This is a genomic window from Sphingomonas sp. S2M10 (assembly GCF_012650175.1).
Classification (GTDB): domain Bacteria; phylum Pseudomonadota; class Alphaproteobacteria; order Sphingomonadales; family Sphingomonadaceae; genus Sphingomonas.
Map to the genome: position 1 here is coordinate 68,974 of NZ_JAAILI010000077.1, position 23,820 is coordinate 92,793.

The 23,820-nt window shown below is 67.4% G+C and carries 21 protein-coding genes; 12 read left to right on the plus strand and 9 right to left on the minus strand.

The genetic code is table 11. The features are described 5' to 3' along the window. From S2M10_RS17965 to S2M10_RS17980, 4 genes are all read right to left on the minus strand, one after another. Entirely contained in the window at positions 1-945 is a 945-nt protein-coding gene (locus S2M10_RS17965; protein ID WP_168847249.1) for a nitronate monooxygenase family protein, read from the minus strand. 114 nt (positions 946-1,059) lie between these two features. After that, complete coding sequence (locus tag S2M10_RS17970; RefSeq protein ID WP_168847250.1) at positions 1,060-1,584, minus strand: gamma carbonic anhydrase family protein; 525 nt, start codon at positions 1,582-1,584, stop codon at positions 1,060-1,062. Positions 1,585-1,588: 4 nt separating this feature from the next. After that, entirely contained in the window at positions 1,589-1,819 is a 231-nt protein-coding gene (locus S2M10_RS17975; RefSeq protein ID WP_168847251.1) for a hypothetical protein, read from the minus strand. Between the two features lie 126 nt (positions 1,820-1,945). Next, a complete protein-coding gene (locus tag S2M10_RS17980) occupies positions 1,946-3,406 on the minus strand; it encodes an altronate dehydratase family protein (RefSeq protein WP_168847252.1) in 1,461 nt (486 codons plus the stop codon). Positions 3,407-3,612: 206 nt separating this feature from the next. Between S2M10_RS17980 and S2M10_RS17985 the strand changes: the two genes are divergently transcribed. From S2M10_RS17985 to S2M10_RS17995, 3 genes are all read left to right on the plus strand, one after another. Beyond that, the gene (locus S2M10_RS17985; protein ID WP_247650895.1) at positions 3,613-4,500 is read left to right on the plus strand and encodes a GGDEF domain-containing protein; all 888 of its coding nucleotides are present in this window, start codon (positions 3,613-3,615) and stop codon (positions 4,498-4,500) included. Then, positions 4,497-5,009: a GAF domain-containing protein gene (locus tag S2M10_RS17990; protein ID WP_168847254.1), complete on the plus strand. Its 513-nt coding sequence runs from the start codon at positions 4,497-4,499 to the stop codon at positions 5,007-5,009. Before S2M10_RS17985 ends, S2M10_RS17990 begins: the two co-directional genes overlap by 4 nt. A 92-nt stretch (positions 5,010-5,101) precedes the next feature. Further along, a complete protein-coding gene (locus S2M10_RS17995; protein WP_168847255.1) occupies positions 5,102-6,121 on the plus strand; it encodes an oxidoreductase in 1,020 nt (339 codons plus the stop codon). Between the two features lie 41 nt (positions 6,122-6,162). Here S2M10_RS17995 and S2M10_RS18000 read toward each other — a convergent pair whose 3' ends face one another. Both S2M10_RS18000 and S2M10_RS18005 read right to left on the minus strand, forming a co-directional pair. Then, on the minus strand, positions 6,163-8,382 hold the full coding sequence (locus tag S2M10_RS18000) for a glycoside hydrolase family 3 C-terminal domain-containing protein (protein WP_168847256.1): 2,220 nt from the start codon (positions 8,380-8,382) through the stop codon (positions 6,163-6,165). A gap of 103 nt (positions 8,383-8,485) precedes the next feature. Further along, positions 8,486-10,747 (minus strand): FdhF/YdeP family oxidoreductase, encoded by a 2,262-nt coding sequence (locus tag S2M10_RS18005; RefSeq protein ID WP_168847257.1) that lies wholly within the window; start codon positions 10,745-10,747, stop codon positions 8,486-8,488. A gap of 65 nt (positions 10,748-10,812) precedes the next feature. Between S2M10_RS18005 and fdhD the strand changes: the two genes are divergently transcribed. The 3 genes from fdhD to S2M10_RS18020 all read left to right on the plus strand — a co-directional run bounded on the left by fdhD (position 10,813) and on the right by S2M10_RS18020 (position 13,764). Next, positions 10,813-11,562: a formate dehydrogenase accessory sulfurtransferase FdhD gene (fdhD, locus tag S2M10_RS18010; protein WP_168847258.1), complete on the plus strand. Its 750-nt coding sequence runs from the start codon at positions 10,813-10,815 to the stop codon at positions 11,560-11,562. Next, entirely contained in the window at positions 11,559-12,089 is a 531-nt protein-coding gene (locus S2M10_RS18015) for a molybdenum cofactor guanylyltransferase (protein WP_168847259.1), read from the plus strand. The genes fdhD and S2M10_RS18015 overlap by 4 nt, the downstream gene beginning before the upstream one ends. Positions 12,090-12,162: 73 nt before the next feature. Continuing rightward, complete coding sequence (locus S2M10_RS18020) at positions 12,163-13,764, plus strand: response regulator (protein WP_168847260.1); 1,602 nt, start codon at positions 12,163-12,165, stop codon at positions 13,762-13,764. Positions 13,765-13,770: 6 nt separating this feature from the next. On the opposite strand, the gene S2M10_RS18025 is transcribed toward S2M10_RS18020, so the two are convergent. Both S2M10_RS18025 and S2M10_RS18030 read right to left on the minus strand, forming a co-directional pair. Next, positions 13,771-15,822, minus strand: coding sequence for an NAD(+) synthase (locus S2M10_RS18025; protein WP_168847261.1), 2,052 nt, complete (start codon positions 15,820-15,822; stop codon positions 13,771-13,773). A gap of 190 nt (positions 15,823-16,012) precedes the next feature. Next, on the minus strand, positions 16,013-16,732 hold the full coding sequence (locus S2M10_RS18030; protein WP_168847262.1) for a murein L,D-transpeptidase catalytic domain family protein: 720 nt from the start codon (positions 16,730-16,732) through the stop codon (positions 16,013-16,015). 263 nt (positions 16,733-16,995) lie between these two features. On the opposite strand from S2M10_RS18030, the gene S2M10_RS18035 reads away from it, so the two are divergent. Genes S2M10_RS18035 through mtnA form a run of 4 tightly spaced genes read left to right on the plus strand, consistent with a single transcriptional unit; the run spans position 16,996 to position 19,866 of the window. Next, positions 16,996-17,622 carry a methylthioribulose 1-phosphate dehydratase gene (locus S2M10_RS18035; protein WP_168847263.1) on the plus strand — a complete coding sequence of 209 codons (627 nt, stop codon included), beginning with the start codon at positions 16,996-16,998 and terminating at the stop codon, positions 17,620-17,622. Continuing rightward, on the plus strand, positions 17,619-18,167 hold the full coding sequence (locus S2M10_RS18040; protein ID WP_168847264.1) for a cupin domain-containing protein: 549 nt from the start codon (positions 17,619-17,621) through the stop codon (positions 18,165-18,167). Before S2M10_RS18035 ends, S2M10_RS18040 begins: the two co-directional genes overlap by 4 nt. A 23-nt stretch (positions 18,168-18,190) precedes the next feature. After that, the gene (mtnC, locus tag S2M10_RS18045) at positions 18,191-18,823 is read left to right on the plus strand and encodes an acireductone synthase (RefSeq protein ID WP_168847265.1); all 633 of its coding nucleotides are present in this window, start codon (positions 18,191-18,193) and stop codon (positions 18,821-18,823) included. After that, positions 18,820-19,866 carry an S-methyl-5-thioribose-1-phosphate isomerase gene (gene mtnA / locus S2M10_RS18050; RefSeq protein ID WP_168847266.1) on the plus strand — a complete coding sequence of 349 codons (1,047 nt, stop codon included), beginning with the start codon at positions 18,820-18,822 and terminating at the stop codon, positions 19,864-19,866. Before mtnC ends, mtnA begins: the two co-directional genes overlap by 4 nt. A gap of 4 nt (positions 19,867-19,870) precedes the next feature. Here the strand turns inward: mtnA and S2M10_RS18055 are convergent, their stop codons facing one another. Beyond that, positions 19,871-21,025, minus strand: coding sequence for an aminotransferase (locus S2M10_RS18055; protein WP_168847267.1), 1,155 nt, complete (start codon positions 21,023-21,025; stop codon positions 19,871-19,873). Between the two features lie 99 nt (positions 21,026-21,124). Between S2M10_RS18055 and S2M10_RS18060 the strand changes: the two genes are divergently transcribed. Next, positions 21,125-21,364 (plus strand): hypothetical protein, encoded by a 240-nt coding sequence (locus S2M10_RS18060; RefSeq protein ID WP_168847268.1) that lies wholly within the window; start codon positions 21,125-21,127, stop codon positions 21,362-21,364. A 515-nt stretch (positions 21,365-21,879) separates the two neighbouring features. Continuing rightward, positions 21,880-23,742 carry a methyl-accepting chemotaxis protein gene (locus S2M10_RS18065; protein WP_168847269.1) on the plus strand — a complete coding sequence of 621 codons (1,863 nt, stop codon included), beginning with the start codon at positions 21,880-21,882 and terminating at the stop codon, positions 23,740-23,742. The last annotated feature ends 78 nt before the right edge of the window (positions 23,743-23,820 follow it).

The window sequence follows — 23,820 nt, forward strand, 5'->3', positions numbered from 1 at the left end:
TCAGAGCGCCAGGCGGGCCCGCGCCGCCGCATATTCCTCGCGCATGCGCTCGATGCGGGCGCCCGCCGGCTCGATGGCATGGACGGCGCCGATGCCCTGGCCGGATCCCCAGATGTCCTTCCACGCCTTGGCGCCACCGAAATTCATCGCGCTCGGATCGCTTTCAGGAAGGTTTTCCGGATCGAGCCCGGCGTTGACGATCGAGGCGCGGAGATAGTTGCCGTGCACGCCGGTGAAGAGGTTGGAGTAGACGATGTCCTCCGCCCGACCATCGACGATCGCCTGCTTATAGGCCTGAACCGCGTTCGCCTCCTCGGTGGCGATGAAGGGCGAGCCGATATAGGCGAGGTCGGCGCCCATGGCCTGGGCCGCCAGCACGGCGCCGCCGGTGGCAATCGAGCCCGAAAGCGCGACCGGCCCGTCAAACCATGCGCGGACTTCCTGGACAAGCGCGAACGGGCTCAGCCGTCCGGCATGGCCCCCGGCGCCCGTCGCGACCAGGATCAGCCCATCCGCGCCCTTTTCGATCGCCTTGTGCGCGAACCGATCGTCAATTACGTCGTGCAGCGTGATCCCGCCCCAGCTATGCACCGCGTCGTTCAGTTCCGGTCGCGCGCCCAGCGAGGTGATCACGATCGGCACCTTCCACTTGGCGCAGCTCGCGACATCCTCTTCCAGCCGCGGGTTGGAGCGGTGGACGATCTGGTTGACCGCGAACGGCGCCGCGGGGGTGTCCGGATGGTCGCGATCCCAGGCCGCCAGTTCCTCGGTGATCTGGTGCAGCCATTCGTCGAGCTGGCTCTGCGGCCGCGCGTTAAGCGCGGGGAACGAGCCGACGATGCCTGCCTTGCACTGGGCGATCACCAGTTCTGGGCAGGAAATGATGAACAGCGGCGAGCCGATGACGGGAAGCCGCAGACGATCGAAGAGTGCCGGTAGCGCCATGGCTGCCAGTGATACCGCAGCTACGAAGCGTGTCTAGGCAGGGGACGCCGACGCTACGGCAACGGACGGCGGGTCAGGCAGCGGCGCACGACTCGAAATCGGAAATGCCGCGACTCAGTCGATTCGCGTGAGACCCGCGGCATATTCACGCTGCTTGGCGGCGTAGAGCGCGGCGCTTGCGCGGAGCATCGCGCGCTGTGCCGCGTCGAGCGGGCGCACCGCCCGCGCCGGGCTGCCGACGATCAGATGGCCTGCCGGAAATTCCTTGCCCTCGGTGACGAGCGCGCCGGCACCGACCAGGCATTCGGCCCCGATCACCGCGCGATTGAGGATGATGGCGCCCATGCCGATCAGCGTGCCGTCGCCGATCGTGCAGCCGTGGAGCACCGCGCGGTGCCCCACCGTGACCTCCTCGCCGATCGTCAGCGGGGCGCGGGGATCCGAATGGAGCACGGCGCCTTCCTGGATGTTGCTGCGTGCGCCGATCCGGATCGGCGTGTTGTCCGCGCGCACCACGGCGCCGAACCAGATGCTCGCGCCGGCCCCCAACTGCACGTCGGCGATCAGGTCGGCGCTGGGTGCGACCCACGCATCGGCAGCAAGCTGCGGGGCCTTCCCGCCAAAGGCATAGAGCGGCATGTGGTTAGAGCGTGAAGCTTTCGAAGCCTGCGGGGAGCGGCATCTGCATGCCCAGTGCCAGCGCGAGGGCGACGGCGCCGAGGAGCAGCGCCAGCGTGGACGAAAGCGAGAACAGGCCCCAGCCGACCAGCGTCACGATCGGAGCGTCGGCGCGCTGCTCGCGACGGTTCCGCTGCATCGTCAGCAGCACGAAGCCGGCAGCCATTGCGTACATGAACACGAAGAATTCAGCCATCATACCCACCCGATCTCTGCTCGCTTGCAGGGCTAAGCCTTTCAGCTTCCAGCATCAATCCAGGGGAATTGCGGATCGCCGCGATGCAGCAAGGACTCGCCGCATTTTTTGGGAACCAATTGCGCCTTAGAGCGTGACCCCGCGCTTCCAGATCGCGATTTCGCGTTCTCCGTTGCGTTCCGCCGCCGTGACGCTGCCGGATGCGATCGCGACGATGCGATCGAGCAGGGCGTCGCTGGCCGCGTCCATGCCCTCCGCAAGCACCTGGCCGGCATCGAAATCGATCCAGCCCGGCTTGCGCGCGGCAAGATCGCTGTTGGAGGCGATCTTCACGGTCGGCACCGGGAAGCCTAGCGGGGTGCCGCGGCCGGTGGTGAACAGGATCACCGTCGCCCCGGCGGCTGCAAGCGCCGTGCTCGAGACGGCGTCGTTTCCCGGCGCTTCGAGGAGTGCCAGCCCGCGATGCCCGACGCGCTCACCATAGCCAAGGACGTCGGTGATGGTGGCATGCCCGGCCTTTTGCACCGCGCCCAGCGACTTTTCCTCCAGCGTGGTGATGCCGCCGGCCAGATTGCCCGGGGAGGGGTTCTCCGACACCGGTTCGCCATGCCGGGTGAAATAGGCCTTGAAGCCGTTGACGAGGCCGACGATGCGAGTGAACACGGCTTCGCTTTCCGCGCGCGCCATCAGAAGCTGTTCGGCACCGAAAATTTCCGGAATCTCGGTAAGGATGGCCGTGCCGCCGGCGGCCGTGACCGCGTCGCTCATGCGTCCGACCAGGGGGTTGGCGGTCAATCCTGAAAATCCGTCTGAGCCGCCGCACTTCACCCCAAGCACCAGCTGCGAAAGCGGTTCGGCTGTTCGCACGGATTGTTCAGCGACGGCGACAAGTTCCTCAACAAGGGCGATTCCCTCCTCGACTTCGTCGCCGGCGGACTGGGCGCCGATCGTTCGGAGATTAGGGTGCGAAATACCCGCAAGCATGTCCCGCATCTGATTGGATTCGCAGCCAAGACCCACGAGCAAGACGCCGCCGGCATTGGGGTGGTTGGCCAATGCGGTGAGGATCGCGCGGGTTCCCCGAAGATCGTCGCCCAATTGCGAGCAGCCAAAGGGATGCGCGAAGGCATGGATGCCGTCGATTCGCCCGGCCAGGCGCTGCGCCGCCCGTTCCGCGATCTTCTCGGCCGTCCGGCCAACGCAGCCGACCGTCGGCAGGATCCAGATTTCGTTGCGCGTGCCGACCCGGCCGTCCGGGCGGCGATAGCCGAGAAAGCTTGCTGGCCGGGCAGCGCCCGCGGCTTCCAGCGCGGGACGATAGGTATAGCTGCCGCTCGTTTCCAGGGCGGTGCCGACATTGTGGGTGTGGACATGCTCGCCCGGCGCGATCGGGCGCGTCGCGCGGCCGATCGGGAAGCCGAACTTGTGGACCGCGTCGCCCGCCGCGATCGGCCGCAGCGCGACCTTGTGCCCCTGCGGCACGTCGCTCACCACGGTGACGCCAAGCGCTTCCTCTCCGGCCTGGAGGGGACGGAGCGCGGTCGCCACGGGGTCGCGCGGGTCGATCTGGAACAAAGCTGCGGTCATCGGCATCGGTATAGGCCCGCTCGGCGGCGGCTCCTAGAGGGCGCCGCTGCCGGCTCATGAGGGTCGACTGTAGTTTTCCGGAGCGGCGAGTTGCGGCTGCTTGTGTTTCGGGAGCGTTAAGCCATTGGGGCGTACGGGGGAATCTGGCAGTGGGGGAGATGGATCGCGTGATGGCACCGCCGCCGCAATCGGCCTTGATCAAGGCGATGATGCGAAGTTTCCGATGGACGATGCGGCTGCACACCGCACAAGCGTGGATCGTGGTCTGCGTGGCCCTGTTCATGACCGTGTTCGCCGACTGGATCAGCGGGCCCAGGGTTTCGCTCACCATCGGCTATCTGTTCGTTGACGTTCTCGCCGCGTGGACGCTGCGCGAACGTGCCGGCATCGCCATCGTGGTGTTGTCGATCGCGCTTGGCTCCGCGGTGAACGGGTTCGGCACGGTACCCGCGGCGGACCAGAGCGGCCTGTCGACCACCGTGGCCATCTGGAACACCACGACTCGCGCGGCCAGCGCGATGATGATCGTGGTGATGGTGGCGACGCTGCGGCACACGATCGACGGCGAGCTGTGGCGCGCCTCCACCGACTATCTCACGCGATCGCTGAACGGCGGCGCGTTTCGCAGCAGGCTCGAGCGCGTGGCGCAGATCGGCCGCCGCCGGGGTTCTACCTTGTTGCTGCTGTACATGGATCTGGACGGCTTCAAGGCGGTCAATGATCGGCATGGCCATGCCGCGGGGGACATGGTGCTGCGGCGCTTCGCCGACGAGGCGCGGGCGCGCATGCGACCCGACGACCTGTTCGCCCGGCTGGGCGGCGACGAGTTCTGCGCCTTTCTCGCGATCGAACGCGGCGTGGCGCCCGAGCAGGTGGCCGAGAGCCTGCATGCCCGGCTGAGCGAGGCGCTGCGCTCGACGGGCCATGCCGTCACCTGCAGCATGGGTGCGGTGGTGATCGACCCGGCGGTCGCGCACGATACCGAGCGGATGATAGCACTGGCGGACGAGGCGATGCTGGAAGTGAAGCGCAACGGCAAGAACGCAATTCGCATCGCCTTCGATGCGCCGGACCTGGTGCGGCGGGCAGCATGACGCTGCATTTCTTCTCCGCCGCCTTCAGGCCCGAGGACGAGAGCGATCGCCAGCGCGCAGTCGATCGGCTGCCCTCGATTCCGGCCGACGACCCGGTGTTGCAGATGCTGCTCGGCGCGACGTGCGAGCTGCTGCGGACGCCGATCGCGATGGTTACGGTAAGCGATGGCGACATCCAGCGGATTATCGGCGCGGTGGGAATCGAGCCGGGATCCCTGCCGCGATCGGTGGCCTTCTGTTCCCATACCATCACCGCCGCCGAGGGGTTTTTGAGCGTGCCGGATCTTCGCGCCGATCCGCGTTTTCGCGCGAACCCACTGGTGCGTGGCGGACCGCAGGCGCGACATTATACCGGCGCGGCAGTGCGGATCGGGTCCTTCCCGATCGGGGCGCTTTGCGGCATCGATCTGCGGCCGCATGGCCCCGCCTCGTTCCGGCAGCGATCGGAACTGCACCGGCTGGCGAGCGCCGTGGCCGATCGCATCGAGGCAACGCAGCGAATGCATTGAGGCGCGGGATTTTTGCGCGGCGCGCGTGGGCGTCGCTTGGAAACGAAGCCGGTTGCCGGTAGGCCGCAGCCTCACGGCAACGGGAGACCCGCATGATCCGCACCGGCCTTATCGGCTTCGGCCTAGGCGGCACCGCCTTTCACGCACCCCTGATCGACGCGATCGACGGGCTCGAGCTTGCCGCCATCGGCACCTCGCGCCGGGACGCGGTGGCGGCGGCCTACCCGCAGGTTCGGGCCGTGACGGCCGAGGCCCTGATCGCCGATCCCGAGATCGAACTGGTGGTGGTGTCCACGCCCAACCCGACGCATTTCAGCCTGGCGCAGGCGGCGTTGGCGGCGGGCAAGCATGTCGTGGTCGACAAGCCGCTGACCCCGACCACGGCCGAAGCCGAGACGCTGATCGCGACGGCCAGGACGCGGGGGCGGTTGCTCGTGCCCTTCCACAATCGCCGCTGGGACAGCGATTTCCTTGCTGTGCAGGCGCTGGTCGGCAGCGGCAGGCTGGGCGAGATCCTGCTGTTCGAGGCGCATTGGGACCGGTTCCGTCCCGAACTGTCCCAGGCCTGGAAGGAAGCGGACGGGGCGGGGCAGTTGCTCGATCTGGGCCCGCACATGCTCGACCAGGCGCTGGTGCTGTTCGGCATGCCGGAGGCGGTGCAGGGCGATGTCGTCGGCCAGCGCGGCAACAGTCCGGTCGACGATTACTTCACGCTCACCCTGTTCTACGGAGCGCGGCGGGTGGTGCTGGCAAGCTCGCGGATGATCGCGGCGGCGCGGCCGCGCTTCGCGCTGCACGGACGCGGCGGCAGCTTCGTCAAATACGGGCTGGATCCGCAAGAGGCGGCGATGCGCGCCGGCGGATCGGTGCAGGATCCGCGTCATGGACTGGAAGATCCGGCGCAGCACGGCGTGCTGACGCTACCGGACGGCTCGACCGACACCATCGCGTCGGAGCGGGGTGATTACCGACGCTTCTATGCCGGGGTGGCTGCGGCAATCCGCGAGGGCGCGGCACCGCCGGTGGCGGCCGCCGATGCGCTGGCCGGACTCCGGCTGATCGAATTGGCCCGTCAGAGCGCGGCCGAGGGGCGCCGTCTCCCGGTCGGATAAGGGCGTCCCCGCACGCCTGTGCCGGCGTGCGGGGGCTCCGATCAGGGATGCCAGCTGACCGGCAGCGTCCGCGCGGGCACGCTGACGGTGGTGGTGGCGACGATGTCCTCGGACGACTGGCCGAGCAATATCTTGTAGCTGCCGCCGGCGATCTTCCACTGGTGCGCCGCACCGTCGAACATGGCGAGCAGGCGCGGATCCACGGTCACCGTCACCGTTTTCGACGCGCCCGGCGCCAGCGTCACCTTCTGGAAGGCACCCAGCCGCTTCGGCGCTTCCCAGCCCGCGCCCGAGACATAGACCTGTGCCACGTCCGCGCCGGCGCGGGTTCCGGTATTGCGCAGGGTGAAGGTCACGGTCACCCGGCCCTTGGGCGCGCTGGCCTTCAGGCCGGAATAGGCGAAGCGGGTGTAGGAGAGGCCATGGCCGAATGCGAATTGCGGCTTGTCGCCCTTCGCATCATACCATTTATAGCCGACCGCTGCGCCCTCCGCGTAGCGCGTCTCGCCTTCGTTCGGCGCGCTGGGCTTGGGCAGCTGGGAGACGCTGCGCGGAAAGCTGGCGGGCAGGTGGCCCGAGGGGTTCACCTTGCCGGTGAGCACATTGGCGATCGCCTCGCCGCCGGCCGTCCCCGAATACCAGGCCTCGAGGATCGCGGCCGTCTTGTCGGCCCAGGGGGTGAGCACCGGCCCGCCGGTTTCCAGCACCACCACCGTCTTGGCGTTGGCACCGGCGACCGCCTCGATCAGCGCGTCCTGGTTGTCCGTGAGGCTGAGCGACACGTCGAACGCCTCGCCCGCCCACTGGGTGGCGAAGATCAGCGCGACATCGGCCTGCCTGGCGGCAGCGGCTGCAGCGGCAGGATCCTTGCCGTCCACATAGCTGATCTGCGCGCCCGGCAGCTGGCGGCGCAGCGCCTCCAGCGGCGAGGAGGGATGGTACATCACCGGCCCCGGCCAGACCTGCGGCTCGAGACCCGGCACGGCATTGCCGCCGACCGGGTAGACCAGCGACGAGCCGCCGCCCGCCAGCACGCCCTTGTCGGCACGTCCGCCGATGACGACGATTCGCCTGGCGCTGGCCACCAGCGGCAGCACATCGCCCTTGTTCTGGAGAAGGACGATGCCCGCTTCGGCATCCGCCCGGGTCACGTCTGCATGCGCCTTCAGCATCGCCGGGGGGAGATCCAGCGGCGCGGCGGTGATCGGGTGATCGAACAGGCCGTTCGCGAACATCGAACGGAGGATGCGGTGTGCCATCTCGTCGAGGCGCGCCTTGCTCACCTCACCCTTGGCGATCGCGGCCTTGAGCGGCTCGCGGAAATAGGGCTGCTCGTCGAACGGCCAGCCGGATTGCTGCTCGAGGCCGGCATTGGCGGCGGCGACGGTGGAGTGGGTGGCACCCCAGTCCGACATCACGAAGCCCTTCCAGCCCCAGTCGCGGCGCAGCACATCGGTCAGCAGCCAGGGCTGCTCGCAGGCCCAGAGCCCGTCGACCTTGTTGTAGCTGCACATCACCGAGCCGGGATCACCCTTCTCGATGGCGATGTTGAAGGCGAGCAGATCGCTCATCCGCGCGGCGGTGCGATCCAGCACCGCGTTCATCTTGTTACGATCGGTCTCCTGGTCGTTGATCGCATAATGCTTGACCGTGGAGATGACGTGGCTCGACTGGATGCCCGCAATCTGCGCGCCGACCATCGTGCCGGCCAGCAGCGGATCCTCGCCGCCATATTCGAAATTGCGGCCGTTGCGAGGCTCGCGCATCAGGTTGACGCCGCCGGCGAGCATCACGTTGAAGCCCGAGGCACGCGCCTCCGCGCCGATCATCGCGCCGCCCTCGAACGCGAGCGCGGGATCCCAGGTCGCGGCGGTGGCGATGCCGGCGGGAAGCGAGGTGCGGCCGCGCTTGCGCTCGGCCCCGCCCTGGGTCGCGACGCCCACGCCGGCATCGGTCTGCCACTGGGCCGGGATGCCAAGGCGCGGAATGCCGGGAATATAGCCCGCCGAGCCGGGGCGGGCTTCCGCCGGAGTCTTGAAGTTTTTCGGCGCGAAATCGGTGCCGAACAGGCCGAACACCAGAGTGAGCTTCTCGTCCTCGGTCATCTGCGCGAGAATCGCTTTGGCGCGCGCATCGGGCGAGAGCTTGGCGTTGGTCCAGGGGCGCGAAGCCTGCTGCTGGGCAAGTGCGGGTGCGGTAATGGCGGTGGTTGCGGCAAGCGCCAGCAGCGGCGCGGCAAGGGCCAGGGTGTGTCGCTTCATGTCGTCCTCTCCTCCCGGATCGTTTGTCAACGTTGTCGTCGACTAAGCACAAGCACGGCCGCCGACAAGAGCCGGCGACCGTGTTTGTTGCCCGCGCGTTATATCAGGCGAGGATGCGGACCGGCACCGATTTCGCCGCGGGCGTCTTGGAGGCGCTGTCGTGGTGGCGGAGCGCGATCAGCGGGTTGAGCTCGGGATAATAGCCGGCAATGCAGCCGTCGGGCAGGTTGAAGGGCAGCACTTCCAGATTCGCGACCCGGCGGTCGACACCGTCCGAATCATCGCCCACCAGCGACACCCGCTGGCCTTCCTTCAGGCCGGCGCGCTCCATCTCCCTGGGGTTGATCAGCAGCACGTCCCGCTTGCCCTCGATGCCGCGCAGGCGATCCGAATAGCCATAGACGGTGGTGTTGAACTGATCGTTCGAGCGCAGCGTCATCAGCCGGTACACGCCCTCGGCATCGGCGAAGCCGGTGGCGTTGAGGTGGCTCGGCACGGTGAACTCGGCCTTGCCGCTCTTCGTCTGCCAGTCGCGCTCGCGCGCGGCGTTGCCCTTGAAGAAGCCGCCCGGGGTGAACAGCCGCTGGTTGAAGTCCTTGAACTTGTCCGGATAGGTCGTCTCGATCGCGTCGCGGACCAGCGCATAATCATCCGCCCAGGCGTCCCAGGGCACATTGGGGTTGGGATCGAGGGTCGCCTGCGCGATGCCGGCCACGATCGCCATTTCGGGCTGGAGGTGCGGGGAGGCGGGCTTGGCCTCACCGATCGAGCCGTGGATGCAGCTGAGGCTGTCTTCCATCGTCACCACCTGCGGGGTGCCATTGCGCACGTCCCGTTCGGAGCGGACCAGGGTGGGCAGCAGATAGCCGGTTTCGCCGCAGAACAGATGGCCGCGATTGAGCTTGGTGGCGATCTGGACGGTGAGGCCCATGCCGGTCCAGGCATGCTCCATCACCCGGTGATCGGGAATGGCGCGCAGGAAATTGCCGCCCAGGCCAAGAAAAGCGTTGATCTCGCCCTTGGCGATCGCCTCGCAGGCGGTGACGGTGGTGTGACCCTCGTCGCGCGGAGGCTGAAAGCCATATTGCTCCGAAAGCTGGTCCAGCGGCACCAGCTCCGGCTTCTCCGAAATGCCGACGGTGCGCTGGCCCTGGACGTTGGAATGCCCGCGTACCGGAGACACGCCCGCACCCAAGCGCCCGATATTGCCGCGCAGCAGCATCAGGTTCACCACGCCGGCGACATTGTCATAGCCGCCGACATGCTGGGTGAGCCCCATGCCCCAGATGCCGATCGCGCTTTCGGCGCCGATGTAGATTTCGGCCGCTTCAATCAGGTCGGCGCGGGGCAGGCCGGTTTCGGCCTCGATCGTCTCCCAGCTGGTGCCGCGGACCTTGTCGGCGAATGCTTCGAAGCCGTGCGTGTGCTCGGCAATGAAAGCGCGATCGATCACACCCCCGCGACGATCCTCCTCGGCCAGCACATGCTTGGCGATGCCGAGCATGGCCGAGATGTCGCTGCCGGCCTTGAGCTGGTAATAGTGATTCGAGATCTTGGTCTTGCCGCCCGTGATCATCTGGATGCTCTGCGGGTCGCGAAATTCGATCAGACCCTTCTCTCGGATCGGGTTGAAGGTCACGATCTTCGCGCCGCGCTTGCGGGCGGCGGTCAGCGTGTGGATGAAGCGCGGGCTGTTGGTGCCGGTGTTCTGGCCGAAGAAGAAGATCGCGTCGCAATGCTCGAAATCCTCGAGCAGGCAGGTACCGACCGGCGCCCCGATCGTCGACTTGAGCGCGACCGAGGTCGTCTCGTGGCACATGTTCGAGCTGTCGGGCAGATTGTTGTGGCCATAAAGGCGCGCGAACAGCGCCCAGGCATAGCTGGTCTCGAGGCTGGCCCGGCCCGAGGCGTAGAAGATGGTGCTCTTGGGCGCATAGCCGCGAAGCTTCTTGCCGATGTCCCGATAGGCCTCTTCCCAGGTGCAGGGCAGATATTTGTCGGTCGCGCGATCGTAGCGCATCGGGTTGGTCAGGCGACCGGCCTGTTCAAGATCATAATCGCTCCAGCTGCGCAGTTCGGTGAGCGTGTGCTGGGCGAAGAAGTCGGGCGCGGCGCGCCGGGAGGTGAGATCCCACAGCGTTGCCTTGGCGCCGTTCTCGCAGAATTCGAACATGTGCGGCTTGGCCGGCTTGGTCCAGGCGCAGGAGGTGCACATCATGCCGCCGGGCTTGTTCTGGCGGGCGAGCGTCTTCAGCACCTCGGGGCTCGGGCGCTCGGCGCCGGCGACCAGCGCCATGCCGCGCATCGAGCCCCAGCCGCCTTCAGCGCCCGAATAGTGAATCGTTCCGTCTTTCGCCCGGGCCATCGCCACGCTCCTTGCAACTTGCGTTTCCCCTATACCCGCCATCGGCGCCCGCCTATCCTGAACCCATGGATATGTGGTTCGATCGCGTGACGCCGGACGGGTCGGAGACCCGGCTCCAACGCAGCTTGGTGGCGGAAGTGCCGGTCGCGATTGAAATCAACGGCCTGGGCTATGCCGTGATGATGGCGACGCCCGCCGATCTGGAGGATTTTGCGGTCGGTTTCGTGGCGGCCGAGCGACTGGGCGCGGCGATGGACGTGGAAAGCCATGCGGCGGAGCGCGGCATCGTGCTGCGGGTGACGCTGGCGGACCCGACGGTAGTGATCGAGCGCGTCCGCCACCGCACCACGGATTCGAGCTGCGGCCTGTGCGGAATCGACAATCTCGACGCCGCGCTGCGCCCCCTGCCGCCGATTCAGGAACGAAGCGATGCCGCGCCGACGGCCATCTTCCGTGGCGCGGCAGCGCTGCGCGATCACCAGCCGCTCAATCGCGCGACCGGCGCCGCCCATGCCGCGGCGCTCTGTTCGGCGGACGGCGAGATCCGCCTCGTCCGCGAGGATGTCGGCCGGCACAATGCCTTCGACAAGCTAGTGGGCGCAATGGCGAGGCAGCGGATCGGCTGGGATGGCGGATTCGCGTTGATCAGCTCGCGATGCTCGTTCGAGCTGGTCGAAAAGGCGGTGCTGGCCGGCTGTCCGTTGCTCGCCGCGATCTCGGCACCGACGGCACTCGCCGCCGAGCGCGCGCGCGAATCCGGGCTGCGACTGGCCGCGCTGGTGCGCGCCGATGCACTGCTGCACCTGGTGCCATGAAACCGCTGGGCGCCATTCTCGCCGGTGGGCAAGCGCGCCGGTTCGGATCGGACAAGGCGCTGGCCGAGTTCGCGGGGCGCACGCTGATCGACCATGTCGCGGCGCAGCTCGCCCCCCATTGCGACGGGCTGCTGCTGTGCGGTCGTATCGGGGAGGATGGCATCCCCGATCGGCCGGCGCCGGGGCGTGGCCCGCTGGGCGGGCTCAACGCGGCGCTGCATGCGGCGGCCGAACGCGGCGTCGCACGCGTCCTGCTCGCCCCATGCGATACGCCGGTGCTGCCCGAGGCGTTGCTGGCGGCGCTGGCCTCCGGCGGCGGATCACGCTTCGTCGCGTCCCTGCCGGTGCTCGGCATCTGGGAAGCGGCGCTCGCCCCGATGTGCGACGCCTATCTTGCTGCCGGCGGACGCGCCTCGATGCGGGCCTGGGCAGCGCATGCCGGCGCCGAGGCAATCCTTTGGCCAGCACCCATCGCCAACATCAACTCTCCCGCTGATCTTTCGGGCCTTACCGGGTTTTTTCCTTAGTTCCGCTTCTCATTCGCATCCGCTACACCCGTCCGCAATTTTCTGTCGGCTGCGGCCGGCGGCAGGGGGACGGATGGACAGCCTGTTTGCAGCCTTCTGGAGCGGCGACTATGCGCCGCACGGCTATTGCCTGTTGTGGCAGCCGCAGTTGCTGTGGACGCATGTCCTTGCCGATACGCTGATCGCACTTTCCTATTTCTCCATCCCGCTCGCGCTGGTGGCGCTGGTCCGAAGCCGCCGGGACCTGGCGTTTGGCTGGGTGTTCTGGTGCTTCGCGCTGTTCATCCTCGCCTGCGGGATGACGCACGTGATGGCGGTGGTGACGCTGTTCTATCCGGTCTATGGTGCCGAGGCGCTGGTCAAGCTGGTTACCGCCGGCGCTTCGGTGGTGACGGCGGCGCTGCTCTGGCCGTTGCTGCCGATCGTTGCGCGGCTCCCCTCTTCGGAAAAGCTGCAGGAGGCGAATGGCGAACTCGCCGCCATGGTGGCGGAGCGGGACGCGGCGCTTGCCGAGCTGAAATCCGAAGTCGCCCAGCGCGAGACGGTCGAGGCGGCGCTGCTCCAGGCGCAGAAGCTTGAAGCAGTGGGGCAGCTGACCGGCGGGATCGCGCATGACTTCAACAATCTGCTTCAGGCGATCGCGGGCAATCTGGAACTGATCGCGCGCAAGCCCGACGATGCGGACCGGGTGATCCGCTGGACCTCCAGCGCGCTGGATGCGGTGGAGCGCGGGCGGCAGCTGACCGGTCAGTTGCTCGCCTTTTCGAGCAAGCAGCGCCTCGACGTGAAGTCGGTTCGGCTCGCAGAGCTGATCGACGGCATGGCCGGGCTGGTGGAGCGCGCGGTCGCGCCGCTCAGCCGCGTCCGCATCGAGCGGATCGACCCGGTGTGGAACGTCCAGACCGATGCGCTGCAGCTCGAGCTGGCGGTGCTGAACCTGGCGTTCAATGCGCGTGACGCGATGCCGGAGGGCGGCGTGCTGACGCTGTCTGCGGAATTGTGCAGCGGCAAGGTTGCGCCCGACCTTCCGGCGGGAGACTATGTGGCGTTGCGCGTTGCCGATACCGGCACCGGGATGCCGGTCGACGTCGCGGCACGGGCGGTGGAGCCGTTCTTTTCGACCAAGGGCGTCGGCCGGGGCACCGGCATGGGGCTTTCGATGGCGTTTGGCGTCCTGCGCCAGTCGGGCGGTACCCTGCTGATCGACAGCACGCTGGGCGAGGGTACGGTCATCACGCTGCTGCTGCCGCTGGCGACGGTGGAGCCGCGGCGCGGCGTGCAGGACGATTCCGCCCGCGACGAACGCGTCAGCCTCGCCGGACGGACGATCGCGCTGGTCGACGACGATCCCCATGTCCGCGCATCGCTGGCGGAAATGCTGCGTACCGCGGGTGCGACGGTGGAGGAAGCCGCCGACGGCAGCGCCGGTGTCGCGCTGGTGCAGACCCGCCGCTTCGATGCGCTGGTGGTCGATTTCGCGATGCCCGAGCTGAGCGGCAGCGAAGTCGCGGTGCAGGTCGCCGCTTCGGATCCGCAGCTGCCGGTGATCCTCATCACCGGCTTCGCAGATTCGACCAAGCTCGACGCGATGGCCACACCCAATGTCACTGTGCTGCGCAAGCCGTTCGAATCGCAGGAACTGCTCCGCAGGATCCGCGAGGTCGCCCGCCGCTGACCGCGATCAGGGCAGGGCGGCGCGCAATTCCTCGATCCAGGCGGTCGCCACGCTGTCCGACGGCGCCCGCCAGTCCCCACGCGGACTGAGCGCCGCCGCGCCGGAAACCTTCGGCCCGTTAGGCAGGGCCGAGCGCTTGAACTGGCTGATCTGGAAGAAGCGGAACAGGAAGGTCTCCAGCCATTTCGCGATCGTCGGCAGGTCGTACTGGTTGCGCCCCTCCGCCGGGAAGCCGATCGGCCATAGCCCCGCCTCCGCATCCTTCCAGGCGTGCCAGGCCAGGAAGGCGACCTTGGACGGCTTCAACCCGAAGCGCGCGATATGGTGCAGGAAGAAATCGTGCAGTTCGTAGGGCCCGATCCGGTCCTGCGTGCTCTGCATCTTGCCGTCGGCATCGGCGGGAACAAGTTCGGGCGAAATTTCGGTGTCGAGGATCGACAGTAGAACGGTGGCCGCCTCGCCGTCGAACTGGCCGCTCTCGACGCTCCAGCGGATCAGATACTGGATCAGCGTCTTGGGCACGCCGGCGTTGACGCCGTAATGGCTCATCTGATCGCCGACACCATAGGTCGACCAGCCCAGCGCCAGCTCGGACAGATCGCCGGTGCCGAGCACGAAGCCGCCATGCTGGTTGGCGAGACGGAACAGATAGTCGGTGCGCAGCCCTGCCTGCACGTTCTCGAAGGTGACGTCATAGACCGGCTTGCCCTGCGCGAACGGGTGATCGAGATCCGCGAGCATCTGGCGCGCGGCAGGGCGGATGTCGATCTCCGCCGCGGTGATCCCGATCGCGCGCATCAGCGCCCAGGCATTGGACCTGGTGCCTTCGCTCGTCGCGAAGCCGGGCATGGTGTAGCCCAGAATGTCGGTGCGCGGCCGCCCGAGCCGGTCCATCGCCTTGGCGGCGACGATCAGCGCATGGGTGGAATCGAGCCCGCCCGAAATCCCGATCACCAGCGTCTTGCTCCCGGTAGAGGCAAGGCGCTGGCGCAGGCCCTCCACCTGGATGTTGAACGCCTCGTAGCAATCCTCCTCCAGCGCCGCGGGCGCATTGGGTACGAAGGGAAAGCGGCGGAGCGGCCGCAGCAGGCCGCGATCGGCGAAATCCGGCTGGTGCGAGAAGCCGATACGGCGGAAGCGGGTTTCCGGCAGGCCGGCATTGCGGGCATTGTCGTTGAACGTCCCGTCGCGCATCCGCTCGAGCCGCAGGCGCTCGAGGTCGAGATCGGCATAGGTGATCGCGTCGGCCAGCTCGAAACGCTGCGAGGCGGCGAGCTTCTCGCCGAACTCGTAGATCAGCCCCTGGCCGTCCCAGGCGAGGTCGGTGGTGCTTTCGCCGGGGCCGGACGCCGAATAGAGATACGCCGAGATCGTCCGCGAGCTCTGCGCCGCGCACAGCATTTCGCGCTCGCGGCCCTTGCCGATCACGATGTTCGAGGCGGAGAGATTGCACAGCACCACCGCACCGGCCATCGCGCCTTCAGTGGAGGGGGGCTGCGGCGCCCAGTAATCCTCGCAGATCTCGATATGGAAGACGAAATCGGGCAGGTCCTCGGCAGCGAAGATGAGATCGGGGCCGAAGGGCACTGTCTGGCCGGCGATCGTGATTTCGAGATCGCGCAGGCCCGAGCCCGAGGCGAACCAGCGCTTCTCATAATATTCGCGGTAGTTGGGCAGATAGGTCTTCGGCACCACGCCGAGGATGCGGCCGCGCGCGATGGCGACGGCGCAATTGTACAACCGTCCGTTCCGGGCGAGCGCGGCGCCGACCAGCAGTACCGGCTTCAGGTCACGGCTCGCTTCGGCGATCGCGGCGATACCGGTTTGCGTGGACGCGAGGATCGCATCCTGCAGATGCAGATCGTCGATCGCGTAGCTGGTGACGTTGAGCTCGGGGAAGACGAGGATGTCGGCACCGGCGGCATCGCCCTGCTGCGCCAGCGCGATGGTCGCGCGCGCATTGGCCGCGGGGTCGGCGACCGTGCCCACGGGCGTGCAGACACCCGCGCGGATCATGCCATGGCGGTGGAGCGCGAAGAACGGGTGCGGATCGGCCATGCGTGTCTCCTACTGCCGGGGACCATGGCCTGCCAACCCCGTGCCGGCGGCATGCGGGAAGGGCCGGAGGGCATATTCCTCCCGCTGCAGGGCCGGTGAGACCGGGCAGCGTCTGGTAGAGATCAGCCGATGTCGTGGAAACCCTCCGCCACCCCCGCCTCGAGCGAGGAGGGGCTTGGAAAAAGGGTGCTTACGCCTTGGTCGCGTAGATCAGGCGGCCGGGGCCGAGGCGATCGAACACCTTGGCCAGTTGCCGTTCGCCGACCGCGAAGCAACCTTGGCTGCGGCCGAGCTTGCCGTGCTTCGACACCATGTCCGGATTCGCGTACCAGGCGGAGTGCACGACGATGGCACGGGCGAGCGCGTTGTTATTGGTGGGATCCAGCCCGATCAGGCGCTGCGAATCCCCATGCTTGCCGACATAATAATCGGCGGTGAGGAACGCGCCTTCGCATGTCGCTTCCGAATTGATCTGGTTCGAGAAGCGCTGCAGCAGGCCGGTATGCCCCGGATCGGAGCCGATGCCGTGTGCGACGAGCAGCGGCTCGACTTCGCCCGTGCCCATGTTGACCAGGAAGAAGCGGGGCTGCGACGAGGGCAGCGAGAAATCCGCGATCGCGATCCGGTCATGCGTGTCGACGTGCATGGAGTGGCGATCCAGCGCCGCCGTCGCGCGCTTGAACAACTCGGGGCGAATGCCCGCCGGGACGATCCGCGCCTGCGCGGCGACCTTGGGTGCAGGGTTCAGCGACGCGACCGGCGCCGGCTGGATGCGCGGCGGCGGCGGTGCCGCTGCCAGCGTGGTTCCGATCGTGCGCGAGGCGCAGGCCGAAACCGCCGCGCCGCTCGCCATCACCAGTGCCGATTTGAGCAGAGCTCGACGCGTTTGTACCGAAGCGTTCGAATCCATGATCTTTGTTCTGCGCCCGCAAATTTCTGTCATTGCCCGGAAACCGTATAGCAGAAGCATCGTTAATGATGGTCCGGCTTCTGCCCGAATATGGCGCGTTTCGGCGCGGCTGCTGCCCGGTTCGCCGAGCGGTCATGTCGTTTCGGGACGATGCGCGGTCACGATTTCCGAATCGCCGGCGCGGCGGAACAGAAGCGTCGCGATCCCGCAATCCGGAAAAAATGGGTGTCGCGCGGGGCCGGCAAAGCGCTAGAGGCGCGCCCATGACCATGTCCTATGAACAGGCCGTCACGGCGCTGATCGAGGCCGGCCGGCGGCTCGACGCACGCGGCTGGGCGCCCGCCACCTCGGGCAATTATTCGGCGCGGCTGGACGATGGCAGCGTCGCGCTGACCGTGTCGGGCCGGCACAAGGGGCGGCTGACCGGCGACGGCATCATGCGGGTGGACCTGGGCGGGCATCCGCTGACGCCGGGCAAGCCGTCTGCGGAAACCGATCTGCATCTGGCAATTTACCGCCTGTTCCCGGAGACGGGGGCTGTGCTGCATGGCCATTCGCCGCAAGCCGTGGGGCTGAGCCGCGCGACCGACGCCGCGAGCTGGACGCTTTCGGGGCATGAGATGCTCAAGGCCTATCCGGGCCACAGCACGCACGAAGCCGAGGTCCGACTGCCGATCGTCGACAACAGCCAGGACATGGCCGTGATCGAGGCAGCGATCCTTCCGGCGCTGCTGGCGCCGGGCGCCATTCCGGCCTATCTGATCCGCAGCCACGGGCTCTACGCCTGGGGCAAGGATGTGGACGAGGCCGAGCGGGTGCTGGAGGCGACCGAGTGGATGATCGCCGCCGAACTCGCCGAGGCCGGTTTCAGGCAGGCATGGGCACGATGAGCCGACTTCGTATCTTCGCCGAGAACGGCGCGACGCCGCTGCTCGACACCAGCGATCCGATCACGATCGCCGAGACGCTGGCGATGCAGGGCGTGCGTTTCGAACGCTGGCCGTCGCGCCCGATATCCGGCGATGCCGATCAGGAGGCGGTGCTGGCCGCCTTCGCGCCGGAAGTGGCGCGGCTGAAAGCGGAGCGTGGGTATCTGTCCGTCGACGTGATCCGGATGGTCCCCGATCATCCCGAGCGGGACATGCTGCGAACCAAGTTCCTGTCCGAACACCGCCATGCCGAAGACGAGGTCCGCTTCTTCGTCGAAGGCGAGGGGCTCTTCACACTGCATCTGAACGACCGCGTCTATGCGGTTCTGTGCGCGGCGGGTGATCTGATCTCGGTGCCGGCGGGGACGCCGCACTGGTTCGACATGGGGCCGAGCCCCCGCTTCACCGCGATCCGGCTGTTCACCAACCCAGATGGGTGGATCGCGCAGTTTACCGGCGATACAATCGCCGATCGCTTTCCGCGCCACGAGCCCGTCGCGGCCTGACGCGCGACGTATCGAGAGAAACCATGACCCAGCCCAAGGCCGTCCTGCTCGACATCGAGGGGACCACCAGCAGCATCGCCTTCGTGGCCGACGTGCTTTTCCCTTACGCTGCCAAGCACTTGGCGGACTATGTTGCCGCACATCCGGAAGCAGTGGCCCCGATCTTGGTCGAGGTGCCCGGCGACGACAAGGTGGCGACCCTGCATGCGTGGATCGCCGAGGATCGCAAGGCCACGCCGCTCAAGACGCTGCAAGGGCTGATCTGGGAGCAGGGCTATGCCGACGGCACGCTCCAGGGCCATGTCTATCCGGACACGCCGGAGGCGCTGCATCGCTGGTACACGGCAGGGGTGGCGATCTACATCTATTCCTCGGGTTCGATCGCGGCCCAGAAGCTGATCTTCGGCCATTCGATTGCCGGGGACCTGACGCCGCTGCTTTCCGGCTATTTCGACACGACCACGGGCCCCAAGCGCAACGCTGAGAGTTATGCGAAGATTTCCGTCGCGATCGACTTGAATCCCGAAAAAATCCTGTTCGTCTCCGACGTGCAGGCCGAGGTGGATGCAGCGCGCGCGGCGGGGCTGGGCGCCTTGCTGATCGATCGCGATGGCGGACCCGCCGACATTCACTCGCTCGCGGAGATACGGTTGTGATTCTGGAAGGACGGCCCACCCGTTCGATCGTACGCACGGAAGACGGGAAGGGGATCCGCATCCTCGACCAGCGGCAATTACCCTGGGAGATACGCTGGGTCGAACTGCGCGACCTGGAGGCGGCGGCCGTCGGCATCCGCGAGATGTGGACGCGCGGCGCCCCGATGATTGGCGCGACCGCCGCCTATGGCCTTGCCATGGGACTGGCGATCGATGCGTCGGATGCGGCGCTCGATACGGCCTATGCGGTTCTGGTCGAGACCCGGCCCACCGCGATCAACCTGCGCTGGGCGCTCGACCAGGTGCGTGCGGCGGTGCAGGATCTGCCGGAGGCGTCCCGCGCCGAGGCCGCCTTTGCGCGCGCCGATGCGATCTGCAACGAGGACGCGGCGCTCTGTCGCGCGATCGGCGAGCATGGCCTGGCACTGCTGCGCGATCTGCACGCGCGCCGCCCGGATCGGCCGCTCAACATCCTCACCCACTGCAACGCAGGCTGGCTCGCGACCGTCGATTACGGCACGGCCACCGCACCGATCTATCTCGCCCATGATGCGGGCGTCCCGATCCATGTCTGGGTGGACGAGACCCGCCCGCGCAACCAGGGTGCGCTTCTCACCGCATTCGAGCTCCGCAACCACGGCGTTCCGCACACGGTGATCGCCGACAATGCCGGCGGCTTGCTGATGATGCAGGGGCAGGTGGACGCCGTGATCGTCGGCACCGATCGAGTGACCGCCAATGGCGACGTCTGCAACAAGATCGGCACCTATCTGAAGGCGCTGGCGGCGCACGACAACAACGTGCCCTTCTACGTCGCGCTTCCCTACACCACCTTCGATCCGGCAACCGCGAGCGGCGCCGACATCCCCATCGAGGCGCGAGCGGCGGAGGAGATCACCCGCCTGACCGGTCCGGACGAGGACGGGCGCATCGCGACCATCCGCGTGACCGACTCTCCGGCGCTCAACCCCGCGTTCGACGTGACTCCCGCGCGGCTGGTGACCGGCTACATCACCGAACGCGGCGTGCTGGACAGCATCTGAGGGGTCAGGCGCGCGCGTCGCGCCATGCGCCAACGCGCGCGATCGCCTCGTCCAGCACCGCGTCCTCCTTGACGAAGCAGAAGCGGACGATGTTGGTCACCGGATCCTCGGCATAGAAGGCGGAAACCGGGATCGTCGCCACCTTTGCCTCCTCGACCAGGCGCTCGCTGAAGGTAACGTCGTCCATGGTCAGCCCGGAGGCGGCGAGGTCGACCGAAAGGAAATAGGTTGCGGCGCTGGGCAGGACGGTGAGGCCGGCCGCGGCAAGGCCGGTGGAGAGCCGGTCCCGCCCTGCCTGGAAACGGTGTCGAGCCTCCTGCACCCAGGCGTCCTGCGTGGCCATGCCTTCCGCCACCGCCCATTGCAGGTTCGGCGCTGTGGTGAAGGTGAGGAACTGGTGAGCCTTGGCGAGCCCCCGCGCGATCGATGGCGCGGCACACATCCAGCCGACCTTGAAGCCGGTGAGCGCGAAGATCTTGCCCGCGCTGCCGATCTTGACCGTGCGCTCGCGCATGCCGGGAAAGCCGATCAGCGGCAGATGGCGCGCGCCGTCAAAGGTCACATGCTCCCACACTTCGTCGCAGATTGCGATCAGGTCGTGCGCGACGCAGAAATCCGCCAGCATGGCGAGATCCTCGGCGCTGGTCATGGTGGCGGCAGGGTTGAGCGGGTTGTTGAGCAGGATCAGCCGGGTCTTCGCCGTCACTGCGGCTTCCAGCGCCGCGCGCTCGATCCGCCATTCGGGTGGCCGGAGCCGGACGAAGCGCGGAACGCCGCCGGCGCGCCGGATCAGCGGCACATAAGCGTCGTAGAGCGGCTGGAAGCACAGTACCTCGTCGCCTGGTTCGATCAGCGCGAGCAGCGCGGCGGCGAGCGCCTCGGTGGCGCCGGAGGTGACGATCACTTCCTCGGCGGCGAGGTTCAGGCCCTGATGCCGGGCGTAATGGTCCGCCACCGCCTGGCGGAGTTCGGGCAGTCCGGCCATGGGGGGATATTGGTTGGACTTGTGCAGCACGGCGTCTGCGGCGGCGGCGAGCACCGCCGCAGGCCCGCTACCGTCGGCGAAGCCCTGGCCGAGATTGATCGCGCCGTTCGCGCGGGCGCGGGCGGACATGGCTTCGAAGATGGTGGTGCCCATCGAAGAATAGATCGGGTTCATCGCAGACAGCTATTGCGGAGGATGGATGCGCCTTGCAAGCCAAGGGGTAATCGCCGCATGGTGCGGGCGGTTGATGACCGCGTGTGTCGAAGGAAGAAGATGAGCAAGAATCCGCCCGTGCCCGCTGAATCGCAGTCGCCCTATCCCATCGCCGAAGCGCCGCATACGGGCGAGGGGGAAGGGGAGGCGCTCGCCGTCGCCAAGGAAATGGCCGATGCAGCGCGCCGGCGCATGCCCAGCACCCGCCAGATCGGCATGGGCGCAGCGATCGGCATCGGCTCGGCGGCGATTGTTGCGGGACTCCTCTACTGGAAGGGCGGTCGCAAGGACCGCAAGTAACAGGTTACTCTTTTTCGGCAGCACGGCGGTGTCAGTGGCACCATGCTGCCGGTAGCGCACTCCCTGCGTACGAGCATCGGCTTGACGCATGTACCACCGTGCGCCGATGCTGCTGGCGTGGCGATCCTCTCCGCCAGTGCGCGATTCGTCCCGTCGGCAAGATGCGATGCATGCCCCCGCGGGCTGCCGCTACCAATGTCGCTCGCCTGCGCTATACGCGGTTCTACGGTGGATTGTTTCTGCGCTCGGTGACCGATCGGTAAGAGATCGTTCCTATAATGCGATAAACCACAGACCGGGAACGGGATTGGGAATGCGCATGGGTCATCGTCTTCTTGCCATTGTCGGCACCGTCGCGGCGCTTTCTGCCGCGGCGTCTGCGCGCCCGGCAACGGCATCGCGATGCGCCTGATCCCCTCCCTCCTCTTCATTTCGGCGATCGGTTCGGCTCCAGCGCAGGCCGCGATCGACACCAGCATGTTCGGGCGCGCCAAAAGGTATCGGAAAGACCAGCAATGATTGCATCGATGAAAATTCCGAGGAAGCTCGCACTGTCGTTTCTGCTGATCTGTGCATCGGCGGCGATCGTGATGATCGTGTTCTTCATGAACATCTCGATGATCCGTTCGGTTACCGACAAGAACAACCTCAGCCAGCAGATCCATTCGAAGGCGCTGACGCTGGAAACCGCGTTGCTGCGCCAGAACAGCCAGTTGCGTGGCTTCCTTGTCACCGCCGATCCGACCTACCTGAAGTCGTATGACGAAGGTCGCACGGAGTATGACGAGACCTCGGCCGAACTGGAGAAGCTGCTCACCGATCCGGCGCTGCTGGAAGCGCTGCGCAAGTCGCGTACCGAAACGCTGTCGTGGCGCGAGAAATGGGGCGACCGGCTGATCGCGGACGTCAAGGCCGGCAGGCGCGAGGAAGCGCAGGCGCAGGTTCGCGGCGCCGGCAAGGCGGTGCTGGTCTCCGCCGCGGTGCTGCCGCTGCGCGCGATCAAGGATGCGCAGGCCGAGGCGATCGAAAAGAATTCGGAGCGCCAGGAGGGCGCGATCGCTACGGCGACCACCGTGCTGATCATCGGCGCGATCGCGCTGATCGGCATCGCGATCGGCCTTGCCGTCACGCTCAGCAGCATCATCGCCCGTCCGATCAGCCAACTCACCCGCACCATGGCGGATCTGGCCGCGGGCCGGAACCATGTCGAAGTGCCGGCCACCACGCGCGGCGACGAACTGGGCGACATGGCCCGCGCGGTGCTGGTGTTCCGCGACGCGGCGCTCGCCAAGGAAGCATCGGACGCTGCCAGCGCCAAGGCCGAGGCTACGCAGAAGATGGTCGTCGAGACCGTGTCCTCCCACCTCGCCGAGCTGGCACAGGGCAATCTGACGGCGCAGATCACCGCGGAGTTCCCGGGTGAGTACAGCGCCGTGAAGACCAACTTCAACGGCGCGCTGACCAGCCTGCGCGAGCTGATCGCCTCCGTCATCGAGGCGACCACGTCGATCCGCACCGGTTCGAACGAGATCGCCCAGGCCAGCGAGGATCTTGCCCGCCGGACCGAAGCCAATGCCGCCAGCCTGGAAGAGACGGCCGCCGCCGTCACCCAGATGGACCAGCGCCTGAAGGCGACCGCTGCGGCCGCCGGCCGCACCGTCGAGCGCGCCGACGGGACGATGGCGACGGTCGACAACGGCCGCTCGACCGCCGACGAAGCAGTGCAGGCGATGACCCGCGTGTCGGACAGCGCCAAGGGCATCGACAGCGTCATCGAGGGCCTCGACAAGATCGCCTTCCAGACTCGCGTTCTCGCGATGAACGCGGCGGTGGAAGCCGGTCGTGCGGGCGAGGCCGGTCGCGGCTTCGCGGTCGTCGCCGATCTCGTTTCCGCCCTGGCCATGCGCGCCGAAGAGGAAGCCGGCCGCGCGCGCGACCAGCTCACCGCGACGCAGAGCGACATCGTCACGGCGGTGCAGGCCGTGCAGCGGGTAGATGGCGCGCTGGCCGACATTTCCAATGGCGTCGGCGAAGTGCACCAGCTGCTCGGCAACATGGCGTCGGACAACAATGCCCAGTCCAGCGCCGTCACCGAGATCAGCGCCGCCCTCGGCTCGATGGACCAGTCGACCCAGCAGAATGCGGCGATGGTGGAAGAAACCTCGGCGGCTGCGCGCAATCTGGCGAGCGAGGTCAGCGTCCTGTCGGAGCAGGCCAGCCGCTTCAACGTGGGCACCGGCGGCGGCATGCCGATGGCGACCTCGCGCGTGGCGGCGTCGCGGTTCAATGGCGGCAGCGTGAAGCCGCTGCCGGCCGCCGCGGTCTCCGCGCTGGTGCGCAGCAACGGCGCGGCCGACGACGACTGGCAGAGCTTCTGAGACCAGAAGTACCGGAAGCTCCGGTGCGGCCGTTCGATCCGATTGCGAATCGAACGGCCCTCGGGCGACAAGATGCGA